The 11972-nt window shown below is 35.0% G+C and carries 14 protein-coding genes; 2 read left to right on the forward strand and 12 right to left on the reverse strand.

What is annotated here, in order from left to right:
* Positions 1 to 269: 269 nt before the first annotated feature.
* The 4 genes from SLH52_RS06035 to SLH52_RS06050 form a co-directional block, all read right to left on the reverse strand.
* Positions 270 to 692 carry a universal stress protein gene (locus tag SLH52_RS06035; RefSeq protein ID WP_320208375.1) on the reverse strand — a complete coding sequence of 141 codons (423 nt, stop codon included), beginning with the start codon at positions 690 to 692 and terminating at the stop codon, positions 270 to 272.
* Positions 693 to 783: 91 nt separating this feature from the next.
* Positions 784 to 1518, reverse strand: a complete 735-nt coding sequence (locus tag SLH52_RS06040) for an amino acid ABC transporter ATP-binding protein (protein WP_320208376.1) — start codon at positions 1516 to 1518, stop codon at positions 784 to 786.
* A 23-nt stretch (positions 1519 to 1541) separates the two neighbouring features.
* Entirely contained in the window at positions 1542 to 2243 is a 702-nt protein-coding gene (locus SLH52_RS06045; protein WP_320208377.1) for an amino acid ABC transporter permease, read from the reverse strand.
* On the reverse strand, positions 2230 to 3072 hold the full coding sequence (locus SLH52_RS06050; protein WP_320208378.1) for an amino acid ABC transporter substrate-binding protein: 843 nt from the start codon (positions 3070 to 3072) through the stop codon (positions 2230 to 2232). Before SLH52_RS06050 ends, SLH52_RS06045 begins: the two co-directional genes overlap by 14 nt.
* A 569-nt stretch (positions 3073 to 3641) precedes the next feature.
* Between SLH52_RS06050 and SLH52_RS06055 the strand changes: the two genes are divergently transcribed.
* Positions 3642 to 3866: a hypothetical protein gene (locus SLH52_RS06055; protein WP_320208379.1), complete on the forward strand. Its 225-nt coding sequence runs from the start codon at positions 3642 to 3644 to the stop codon at positions 3864 to 3866.
* A 354-nt stretch (positions 3867 to 4220) separates the two neighbouring features.
* Here the strand turns inward: SLH52_RS06055 and qoxD are convergent, their stop codons facing one another.
* Genes qoxD through qoxA form a run of 4 tightly spaced genes read right to left on the reverse strand, consistent with a single transcriptional unit; the run spans position 4221 to position 8077 of the window.
* On the reverse strand, positions 4221 to 4523 hold the full coding sequence (gene qoxD / locus SLH52_RS06060) for a cytochrome aa3 quinol oxidase subunit IV (RefSeq protein WP_214483512.1): 303 nt from the start codon (positions 4521 to 4523) through the stop codon (positions 4221 to 4223).
* 3 nt (positions 4524 to 4526) lie between these two features.
* Positions 4527 to 5129, reverse strand: coding sequence for a cytochrome aa3 quinol oxidase subunit III (qoxC, locus tag SLH52_RS06065; protein ID WP_214483511.1), 603 nt, complete (start codon positions 5127 to 5129; stop codon positions 4527 to 4529).
* Positions 5113 to 7095: a cytochrome aa3 quinol oxidase subunit I gene (gene qoxB, locus SLH52_RS06070; protein WP_320208380.1), complete on the reverse strand. Its 1983-nt coding sequence runs from the start codon at positions 7093 to 7095 to the stop codon at positions 5113 to 5115. Before qoxB ends, qoxC begins: the two co-directional genes overlap by 17 nt.
* Positions 7085 to 8077, reverse strand: a complete 993-nt coding sequence (gene qoxA / locus SLH52_RS06075; RefSeq protein WP_320208381.1) for a cytochrome aa3 quinol oxidase subunit II — start codon at positions 8075 to 8077, stop codon at positions 7085 to 7087. Before qoxA ends, qoxB begins: the two co-directional genes overlap by 11 nt.
* A gap of 579 nt (positions 8078 to 8656) precedes the next feature.
* Here qoxA and SLH52_RS06080 point away from each other — a divergent pair.
* A complete protein-coding gene (locus SLH52_RS06080) occupies positions 8657 to 9043 on the forward strand; it encodes a globin (protein WP_320208382.1) in 387 nt (128 codons plus the stop codon).
* Between the two features lie 351 nt (positions 9044 to 9394).
* Here the strand turns inward: SLH52_RS06080 and SLH52_RS06085 are convergent, their stop codons facing one another.
* From SLH52_RS06085 to SLH52_RS06100, 4 genes are all read right to left on the reverse strand, one after another.
* Positions 9395 to 9649 carry a hypothetical protein gene (locus SLH52_RS06085; RefSeq protein WP_320208383.1) on the reverse strand — a complete coding sequence of 85 codons (255 nt, stop codon included), beginning with the start codon at positions 9647 to 9649 and terminating at the stop codon, positions 9395 to 9397.
* A gap of 11 nt (positions 9650 to 9660) precedes the next feature.
* The gene (locus tag SLH52_RS06090; RefSeq protein WP_320208384.1) at positions 9661 to 10455 is read right to left on the reverse strand and encodes a serine hydrolase; all 795 of its coding nucleotides are present in this window, start codon (positions 10453 to 10455) and stop codon (positions 9661 to 9663) included.
* 250 nt (positions 10456 to 10705) lie between these two features.
* Complete coding sequence (locus SLH52_RS06095) at positions 10706 to 11647, reverse strand: phosphotransferase (RefSeq protein ID WP_320208385.1); 942 nt, start codon at positions 11645 to 11647, stop codon at positions 10706 to 10708.
* Between the two features lie 15 nt (positions 11648 to 11662).
* Positions 11663 to 11899 carry a hypothetical protein gene (locus tag SLH52_RS06100; protein ID WP_320208386.1) on the reverse strand — a complete coding sequence of 79 codons (237 nt, stop codon included), beginning with the start codon at positions 11897 to 11899 and terminating at the stop codon, positions 11663 to 11665.
* Positions 11900 to 11972: the final 73 nt, after the last annotated feature.

Below are 11972 nucleotides of genomic sequence, written 5' to 3' on the forward strand. Positions count from 1 at the left end.
GAGCCTATTAAAAAGATGGAGTAAACTCTCGAACACCTTTACTTGAAAATTATATGTATGGAAGTGTTCAAGGTAGATTTTCTTATCAAGTATTAGTTTACACATCACTTGCATAGTTTGTTTTATCCCTGTTTCCCAGTGTTTTTTACCGTAATAATATACACGTACACAACTAGAGTACATAGCATAACGATAACTAAATTATGAAAACAACACTTGAGGATCTACTAATTTGGTAACAATAACAACACAGCTTACAACAAGAACTATTACTTTACTATCATAACAGGACAGTTAGCTCGCTTGGCAACTTTATGGCTCACACTTCCTAATACCATTTCTTGAAATGAATTGAGCCCCCTACTTCCAATAACAACAAGATCAAACTCGCCATTATTCGCATATTTTACTATGCTTGGTCCAGGTTCGCCGTGAATCATTGTTGTCTTTACTTCCTTGTTCATTATCCGATAACATATATCCTTTGTTGCTTGTAATCTTTCATTTCTTGTTGATTCAATATCGGAAGATTCAATGTTTCTTAACGCGTCTGATTTTGCTGTCTCATTGTCCACAATATATAAAATCTCAATTGTTCCGCCTTCAATTTCTTTTGCTAAAAATGCTGCTTTTTCTGCCGCACGTATTGCGTGATCAGAACCGTCAGAAGCTAGTAATATTTTTTCAAACAATATATACACAACCCTTCACAAATGGATAAGTTAAGTATATAAGAACAACTTATAGAATAAAAGAAAATAGAGTAGGTTTTTAGTTCCCACTCTATTGTATAAGTTGTAAAAATTGTTTAGTACGCTCTTCTTTTGGTCTACTGAATATTTCTTCAGGTTTGCCAGATTCGATAACCTTGCCGTCATCCATAAAGATGACTTTATCGGCAACCTCTTTTGCAAATCTCATTTCATGAGTAACTACAACCATCGTCATACCTTCACTAGCTAAATCTTTCATCACCTTAAGGACTTCTTGAACAATTTCTGGGTCCAATGCAGAAGTAGGTTCATCAAAAAGCATAACATTGGGCTCCATCGCGAGTGCTCTCGCAATACCTACCCTTTGTTGCTGCCCGCCAGACAGTTGAAATGGATAATAATCTATCTTATCAGCTAATCCAACTTTAGTTAGGAGAGATTCGGCTGTTTTTCTCACTTTGTCCTTCCGAAGCCCTTTTACAATGACAGGCCCTTCCATTACATTTTCAAGTGCTGTTTTGTGCGGAAACAAATTATAGCTTTGAAATACCATGCCTGTATTTTTTCTAAAAGAAGCTATTTGCTTTTGCTTCAACTTGTTAGAAAAATCTAATGTATCCTCAGCTATTGTTATACGACCCTTAGTCGGAGTTTCTAGTACATTTAAACAACGTAAAAGTGTTGTTTTTCCTGATCCCGATGGACCGACGACGACGACAACCTTCCCTTTAGGAATATCTAAATCGATTCCTTTTAACACTTCTAACTGGTCGAATGACTTATATAATCCGCTGATTGAAATCATCTACTTTGCCCCTTCTTAATGTATTATCTCACTACATACCTATCTAGCCTGCGCTCTACTCTGTCTTGAATTAATGAAAGAATAAAACAAATGACCCAATATAATAGTGCAGCTTCAGTGTATAGCAGTAAAAACTCGTAGTTTGTTGCAGCAATTTCTTGAGCCCTTCGAAACATTTCGGTTACCAAGATTAACGATGCTAGTGATGTATCTTTTACAAGACTAATAAATGTATTTGATAATGGTGGAATCGATACTCTTGTAGCTTGGGGTAAAACAATTCTTGTTAATACTCTAGAGTATGACATACCAATCGAATACCCAGCTTCCCACTGACCTTTAGGAATAGATAATATTGCTGCGCGAATGATTTCTGATGAATATGCACCTACATTCAATGAAAAGCCAATAACAGCAGACGGAAATGGGTCAACAATAATCCCAATATTAGGTAAACCGTAAAAGATGATGAATAATTGCACTAAAAGTGGTGTACCTCTTATTATCGAAATGTAAATTCGAGCTACAATTTCCAAGACTCTAATATTAGATATTCTCGCTAAGGCTGTAAGGATTGCTAACAAAATTCCGAAAAAAAACGACCAAAGTGTTAATGGAATCGTAGAATCCAAAGCTCCCTTCACCAATGGGAGAAGGGAACTTTGAGCGATATCTACTATTTTCTCTAATCTTTCTGGATTAGTTAGAATATTACTTAAGTACATTTTCACCAAACCATTTCACTGAAATTCTTTCGTACGAACCATCATCAATCATTTCAGCTAAAGCCTCATTTACTGCTTCGACGAGTGTTTCATTCCCTTTTCTAAATGTTAGTCCACTTTCACCAGCGTCTTCAGATGTAGCTACAATTTTGATTGGTGCATCAGGACGTTGCACTTGAAAATCTAGAACTGAAAGCTTGTCGTTAATCGTTACGTCTACACGTTTAGATGTAATCAGTTCAATTGCTTGGTTAAATCCTTCAACTCCTACAAGTTCTGCCCCATTTTCCTTTGCAATATCAGCATAATTACTAGTTAATGATTGCGCTGCCTTCAGCCCAGAAATATCAGCAAAGTTAGCTACTGCATCATTATCTTCACTCGTTACTAAAACAGCTGCAGATGTAATATAAGGATCAGAGAAATCATACTTTTCTAAGCGATCCTCTCTAATTCCAACTTGATTTGCAATCATATCAAATCTTTTTGAATTTAAGCCTTCAAACATAGCATCCCATTGTGTTTCTAAAAATTCTGCTTCCACCTCTAAGCGCTTAGCAACTTCCTTTGCAATCTCTACATCAAAACCTGTTAACTCACCACTATCATCATGAAAAGTAAATGGAGGGTATGTTCCCTCTGTTCCAATCTTTAATACGCCATCTTCTTGGATTTTCTGTAGAAGGTCGGTTGTTTCTTCATTAGTAGCTTCATTATTTTCTGTATTTCCACTTCCACTCGTTCCTTCATTTTGTTCAGCTGTTCCACATGCAGCTAGAACGAGAGTTAGTCCGAATATGAATGTTAATCCTAATATTAGCTTTTTCATTTTTAATCCCCCAGTAATTTTATCGGATTTTAACAATATGTTAATTAAGTATAGCTAGATTTAATCTTTTGTCAACGGATTTGAATTATACAGACTTTTCGAAACAAATATTATTATTTCCAGTGTTTAATATTTTTATTTTACAAAGGATCTTTTCGTATACTTTGTTGCTATTTTATTAAATATGGACAGTATGATGAGCTTTATTAGGACTCCTAGGTTTTATAAATAGAAGATGCTACGAACGTTAGGTGTAGACGTGCTTATATCTAAGTATGAAAAGAAACAATCGCTGTGAAAATAGTAATTAAAAAGGCTTTTTTTGAAAATTTTTTTTACTTATTGTTAACGTTAAGTTGCCACGAAAGTAACTAAATGTTTGCAGGTTTTGATTGCCAACGGAAATACACCATTTATATAACCAAGCGTTGCTGTACTAATAGATCAATTCCACTCACTTATTCGATATCCCTTACGTTCTTGTTCGTGAATTAACATATTTATTTCTAAAAAAAGTTTGACAATTTTGTGACAAAAGATAGAATATTCTTATAAGGGGATGAAAATATATGAGGAATAAACCACTTGAGTCACTATTGTTTATGAAAAAAATAACAAGTGTTGGATTAATATTAGGTTGTATTGTTTTTTTATTTAGTTTTTTTGTAAGCGGTATCAAAGGTGATTACGTATTATCAATAGGGCTTAGCATTATGATATCTTCAATGATCCTTTTCGGGTTTGGTCTTAGTTTAAATCTCATGGAAGCAGTAAGTGATCGCAGTACCTCTTAATGATTTTTAATATTCATTTTTAGATAGTAATGAATCGTATAGCCATATACGATGCTCACAAATAATAAAGGGTCAGACCTTACTCTATATCTCGAAAAGCATGCTAGGTAGTAGCAAACCTAGTATACCGATATAGAATATAAGATCTGACCCTTTTCGTTATGTTTATAACGTTAATATTGTTAGAATCTAGTGTCATGAAGACCCGTGCCATTCAGTAATGATGTTGATGAAAGGCTGTTTCTTTTCGTACTAAGAATGATGGATTTCATAGAAAGACCCAACTTACTGTCCATTTTAGTAACAGTAGTAAAAGAGCCTTATGAAAAAGCCTTTAACTAATTTGGCTAGTCATTAATGTGCTGCATGACCTGCTGTCAACACCCAAATAGAGCCTACAACAATAACAACAGCTATAAAAACTCCATAGCCAATATTAATAATGTTAGCCTTCCCATCTTCCCCTTCGGTCATATGCATAAACATGAACAATTGTAGCCCTGCTTGAATAACTGCTAAAGAACCGATAATCCACATAATTACATTAAACGATAAGTTCGTTTTAAGAGCTACTCCCGTAGCTATAAAGGTTAGTACGATGGAAGATATGAAACCTAATACGTGACCAGTAGGAAAACGATTTGTTTTACTTGCCATAAATCACACCATCCCTTTTAAATACACAAATGTGAAAATAAAAATCCAGACGACATCTAAGAAGTGCCAGTACAAGCTAATGATGAATGTTTTTCTAGCAGTAACAGGTGTTAAGCCTCTTCTTAGTAACTGTATAATAATGATCGTCACCCAGCCGATTCCAACCGTTACATGGAGTCCGTGTGTACCTAGGAGCACGAAGAAGCTTGATAAGAAAGCACTCGTTTGCATCGTAGCACCTACACTAACATAATGGATGAATTCAGTAATCTCCATATATACGAACCCTACGCCAAGTAATACTGTAATAATAAGCCATGTAAGCAGGCCTTTTAAGTTTTGTCTTCTCATTTCAAATATGGCCAATCCGCAAGTAAAGCTACTCGTTAATAGCAATAAAGTTTCAATCATGACATCCTTAATTTGAAAAATATCTTCGGGTCCTGGTCCACCTGCTGTACGTCCCCCCAGAACACCGTATACCATAAACAATGTAGCAAACAAAACAATCTCAGCACCTAAGAAAATCCAAAAACCAAAAATATTCATACGATCTTGCTCTGTTTGATATTCAAGTGGTAAGGAAGTATCAACCTTTGCTGACATGATTGTTCACCTCTTCTGCTTTATTTCTCCAAGATTTTTCAGTCTCTTTTATTTCTTTTACAGGTATATGATAACCATCGTTATAATCAAACGAACGAATAATCAGCCCCGCGAAAATACCCACTGCCGCTATTGCTGCAGCAATATGCCATTCAAATACGAGGAAGAATCCTGCTATACCGAAAACAACAGCCATGTAAAATGGAAGCCCTGAATTGCTCGGCATATGAATTTCTTCAATCTCATTATCCTTCAGATCTAGTCCTTCTTTGTTCTTCTTCATGTGCCAAAAAACGTCCAATGATTTTACTTCTGGTAGTTTTGCAAAATTATAGTATGGTGCTGGCGAAGCTGTTGCCCATTCTAATGTTCTAGCATCCCACGGATCATTTGAAACATTGCGATCAGCATGGCGTATGCTCCAATAAATGTTATAGCAGAATACAGCAAATCCAATAGCAAGTATGGCTGATCCGATCGCTGAAACTAAGAACAGTGGTGCAAAACCTGATTCTACTGAAAAAGTATATGAGCGTCTTACTGCACCATCTAATCCTAATAAAAACATTGGGAAGAAGGTTAAGTTAAAACCAATCACAAATAACCAGAAATGATATTTTCCTAGTCTCTCATTTAGCTTAAAGCCAAAGATTTTAGGCCACCAATAATATAAACCTGCAAATACGGCAAACACGACACCAGGTATTAATACATAATGGAAATGAGCGACAAGGAACAAAGTGTTATGGTACTGATAATCTGCTGCTGCCATCGCAAGCATAACTCCAGTTACACCACCGATAACAAAGTTTGGCACAAATGCTAAAGCCCATAACATCGCATTAGTAAATTTAATTCTTCCTTTTCTCATCGTAAATAACCAGTTAAATATCTTTACACCTGTAGGTACAGCAATTAACATCGTTGAGATAGAGAAAAATGAATTAACTGCTGCTCCGACACCCATTGTAAAGAAATGATGGACCCAAACAAGCATACTTAAAAATGCTATCCCGACAATTGAAATTACCATAGATTTATAGCCAAATAGTGATTTTCTTGAGAAGGTTGCGATTACCTCTGAGAATATACCAAAGGCAGGTAATGCTACAATATACACTTCTGGATGTCCCCATAGCCAGAATAGATTTGCCCATAACATATCTGACCCACCAGCAGACAGTGTAAAGAAGTGAGTACCATACAAACGGTCAAATGTCATTAAGCCAAGCGCGACCGTGAAAATAGGAAATGCAGCAACGATAATGACTGATGTAATGAAAGATGTCCAAGTAAACATTGGCATTTTCATCAATGTCATGCCTTTTGTTCTCATTTTTAGGATCGTGACAATAAAGTTGATACCGGTCATTAAAGTACCAATACCCGCAATTTGAATCGCAATGGCATAATAGTTGTTACCGATGCCTGGACTAAACTCCTTACCAGCTAGCGGGAAATACGATGTCCAACCTGCATCAGGTGATCCACCTATGACGAATGATATATTAAATAGCATAGCTCCACTAAAGAATAACCAGAAACTTAAAGCATTTAATTGTGGAAATGCTACGTCCCTTGCTCCAATTTGGAGAGGAATGATCACGTTCATTAAACCGATTAAAAACGGCATAGCCATAAACAAAATCATGATCACACCATGAGTTGTAAATATTTCGTTATAATGTTGAGCATCTAAAAATTCCATTTCAGGTCTAGATGTTTGGACTTTCATCAACAGACCATCCATACCACCACGGAAAAACATTAGTACTGCGGCAAGAATATACATAATACCTATTCGCTTATGGTCAACCGTAGTGATCCATTCAGTCCATAACCAGCGCCATTTTTTCAAATAGGTTACGACACCTATTATTCCAACCATGGTGAGTAAAATTGCAATTTGTGATCCAAGAATTAAAGGATCACCAGTTATAAAAAACTCATCCCATTTAATGCCCACCTTGATCACCCCCGTGTGTTTCTTCTATGTTCATATCATCATCTTTTTGAGTGTCAGTAGAATCGTTTTTATAATTGTCTTCTTCTGAGAATATCTTTCCTTGATAGCTATGATTCTTATATAATTCAGGATTTGTATACGTTTTAGAGTCCATATCAGCATGGTTAACCCACTCTAAGTGAGTATTAGAATATGTTAATCTACCTAAATGTGTTGGCAAAAGAAGCTCTTCATACTCCTCCTCAGTTAATTTAGGAGCCGTTTCCTGCACTTCCTTTTTCCACTCCTCGTAGTCTTGTGGCGTCTGTGCTAATACTTCAAATTCCATTTTCGCATAACCCCGTCCATTGAAGTTCGTATTTCTACCTTCAAAAGAACCAGGATTATCCGCTACAACAAATAAATCTGTTTCCATTTTATTCATTGTGTATATTTGTCCAGCTAAAGCAGGCACCCAAAATGATTGCATCGTTGAAGCTGATGTTAATTTAAAGTGAACTGGTCTATCAGCTGGAATATTTACATAATTAACCGTTTCAATTCCATCTTCTGGATAGCTAAAAATCCATTTCCAGTCGGCAGATGTCACATGAATGACAACTGGCTCTTGATCTTCGTAGCCTTCAGGAATTTTTTCAAGGTCATACAGCGTAGTTACCGTAGGAATTGTTAGAGCAACAAGAATAAGGACTGGAATAGCGGTCCAAATAATCTCTAGCAATGTACTACCGTGTTCTTCTGGCGGTTCATAATCCATATTGTCTGGTTTTTCTCGATATTTCCAGACGATATAAGCAAATAAACCGAACACAACAACAACAATTAAAAGCATCCATAAAATTGACTGATTAATTAAGTTAGCGATACTTCGTGCTGCAGGTCCTTGTGGATCAAGCACAACCAAATTTGTTTCACAACCACTTAGAAACAACACTGGGAGAGTTGTTAAAAACAACAAGACAAGTCCCTTGTTAAACTTCATGTTAATTCACCCCAAAAGTTAAGTATACTTACTAAAAATACCATGAATATGTTCATTTCTTCACAACCGATTGTTCGGTTTTTCACAAACTTTGCTAATCTATATCAATAAGAACATTAACACTGTGTAAATAATGATAACATGATTTTATGAACACTTAAGTCTGTAATTGTGACAAAATACGCAAGGAATTTACTGGAGAAACTACATTTAATTTCACCATGATATTTAAAGTCATTTTACCGATTCTAATTTTCCCGTCTTGCCTATTTTCGCAAATAAAAAATGTCCACTTCGGCTTGATATGACTCTTCTTGTAAGAGTGAAATGGATAGTTGCTACTTGATACGAAGCCTTTGTGGCAATATTCTAACCCATTTTTTATAGATGAAATTCGTACCGAAAACAACAATCACTGTGAAAACGTTATGATTTATAAAATCAGCGTTCATCATCTAAAACTTATATACTCTGTAGTGATTCATATCACTAAATCACGTATTAACAATTGGTATAGTATTAAAGTGAATAAAAAAAAACTTACACAATGATGTGTATTTTATAAAGTTGGTGGATTTTATGAACAAAGGTATGCATTCACTCTATGAATTAATTGGTGGAGAAAAGGCTGTTCAACGTCTTGTAGATGCATTCTATCCAAAGGTTTATGCAAACAAAGATTTACAACCGTTGTTTAGTGGGGATATAAATGAAATAAAAAGAAAGCAACAAATGTTTTTAACACAGTTTTTAGGTGGACCCACCCTATACAGTAATGAATTCGGACCACCTGCTATGCAGCATCGACATCTGCCATTTGAAATTACTCCTGTCAGAGCTCAAGCTTGGCTGAATTGTATGAAAGAGGCGTTTGAGGAAACGAAGTTAACTGGACATGCTGCTGACATGTTCTACGACCGACTGAGACAAGTGGCAGCAATAATGATAAATACACATACCGAATAAACCTGAGTTTTTGTGAATGAAGTGGAAATTAACCTCCACATACTTCGCAAAATCTATCTCAGAAGCATACTCAAAGAATGTTGAATAATAAAATTAAGCTGCTATGCAATGTAGCAGCTTAAGAATCCCATATATTAGTCCCAATTAGTAGCCCTAACACCATAAAGCTTGCGATGAATAGTGTCACTGATAATTCTTCCATCATGATCCCCCATTATGTACATTAATTATATTTATTACGTGCTCATAAAGTACTTTACTTCTATTTATAATAAGGTTAGCATGAACTATCATAACAATTGGCAGGGAAATTCAAACGTTTTATGTCAATAATGTGAAAATTATTTGAACCTATTCAAGTTTATTTGTTAGTGTTTTAATTCTATCTCTAAATTGACTGTCACGTAAAACCGATAATTCGAACTCATTTAAACTACTTGAAAGTTTAATTGATTCATAGATATTTAATTGATTAAAAAAGATGGCTAGCGCTGTTTGATTCCCATTTTTATCAGTCGCATATAGCGCTTTTGTAAATATATATAAAGTTGAACCACCTTTTTGCCCTGCATGTTTCAACCATTGTTGATTAACTGTATTTTCCATTAATCCTTCCATTACAGGATGTAATTGCTCTTGTACTTCAGGTGAAAAATATGCACGACTATTAATCTTTTCCATAATATGTGCATAGTCAAATGTTGTAGATGTACTAAACCGCTCTGAAAACATTCGATCAAAGTCACTATCATGCCAAGTTGAAAGATCTGCTTTTGTTTATAAATGCTCGCATCATTACTTTTTAGCTTACTATGTATCTGATTAGCTATCTCTTTCCACTCTACTGAAGGTAACTCTTTAAGCGTTTCTTTCACTTGTTGGAGCTCTTTTTTGCTTGTTATTCCTCCATAGTTATTAACCATCACTTCGTAAGGAATATATAAACTAGATACGAATGGATAGATTTCTCCATGATTATCCAGTCCTAATTTTTTTAATCGGTCATTAATTTGATATAATCCAAGCTTCATCATCAAAAATTCTGTATTTGCATTTGAACTAAACTGTATCATACCTTTTACAATTTCTTTAAGACTAACAGTGTCGTTTTGCATTAAGTCTTGTTCTTTCATATGCTCTAGCCAAGCATTGTGGGCACCTCCATCTGTATTGGGAACATAAAATTTTTCTAGCTCACTAATTTGTACAGTTTCATTTGTTTTGACTAAACCTTCAGCTGCTTGTTCCGCATACTCTATAGCGATAATCGTTTTTACTGTACTAGCTAAAGGCATGCTTTGACCAGACCGAATATCCCCTATTACCTGACCATTCTGAATTAAATAAAGAGATGATTTTTCTTTATTTTCATCTAGGAACTTTAAGACATAATCAGTGCTTGGTGTATACATCCAGCGCCTTATCGCACATAATAACAAGAAATATGATAACTGCTAAACCCAGAATTTTAAAAACTAATTCCATTTCTTCACCTTCTCGCACTTTACATAATATTACATATATATATATTAATATAGCAAGGAAAATAAAACTTTCCAGCAAGACGTATTACTTACATATGCGCTTAAAAAGGGCTAACCTAAAGAAGCGATAATAACTACTAAGGTTGTAGTTATTATCGCTTGTTGAGTAACCTTCAAATTATAGTGAGTATTTTACTGGATTAAATGCTGTTAAAGAATATATAAACTGCTTTTGTCGCTCAGTTTCATCGTCTTCCATATCAACGATTGCCCACAACGCTTCATCAAAATAAACGAATAACAATACGTCTTCCCATAACATTGTTTCTTCATCCGTTAATGTAATATATTCAAAATATCCTTTTTTAAATTCAGTCCATTCCTCTTCTGTAAACAACCTGCTAGGTGCGGTTTCTATCTCTGTATGGAATAAAATTAATGCTAATGCTAAGTCTACAATTCTTGGAACAATTCCCCCATTGTCTGGGTCAATTAAAACAGGTCGATTATCTGTTTCGTACACTAAATTACTTGCTTTATAATCCCAGCTTGCATTAACCATTGGTAGTGTCTTTTTCTTTAAACGGGAAAAATCACTTGTTAAGAAATCTTCAATGCGACCTTTTAATATATTAAACTCTTTTTTCTCAGAACGGTTTTTTAATAAATTAGAGGAGATTTCTTGCAAGTCATTCGTTACATCACTCGTAAATTCATCATCAAAATTTAGCCAATCAAACCGAGCGCATTCAAACGTATCTACTTTACTGTGAATTTGACCTAATAATCTTCCTGCTTCATAGATGTCTTGAAGAGAACCATCATATTTACGACCTTTAATAAATGGGTACATTGTCCAAGTATGGTCTTTATATTGAATGAATGGATTTTCCACATTGACTGGGGTAACCACTTTTATTCCATTAGAATGTAAACTCGTAGTCCATTCTGCAAGCTTTTGTGCAGTATCTATCGTTCTTCGCGTTCGTTTAATAATAACATCCTGCCCCCGATACTGACATTTATATACAGGAGAATATTTATATATAGAATTAGCAGCTTCCTCTGTCCATTCCACATTCCATTGTCTGAACAAGTCTTGTGTTTCTAGAGTATTCACTTATATCACCTTTTCCTAATTTATTGTACGTTCATTACCTCTTTTGAAATTTCCTGTTACCTTAGCAAGAATTAATTGAACTTCATGATTACTAGTCGCTTGCTGAAGCTTAGTAATTATTTTTTCTGCTTCTTTACCTTTTAATGTTTTTACTTGTTTTCCATGCCAATTAATAAAAACTGTGTTGTTCTTTGTTACACGGTAATTAAACATTTCTTCATCTAATCTACCACGTTTATCAATTTCCTCCATGGTCGTTCACCACCATTTGTCGATTTTGACCCATAAAACATGTTTTTGATTGAAAACTTCTCGTACGATGTAA

The sequence above is a fragment of the Cytobacillus sp. IB215665 genome, assembly GCF_033963835.1.
Taxonomy (GTDB): domain Bacteria; phylum Bacillota; class Bacilli; order Bacillales; family SM2101; genus Nanhaiella.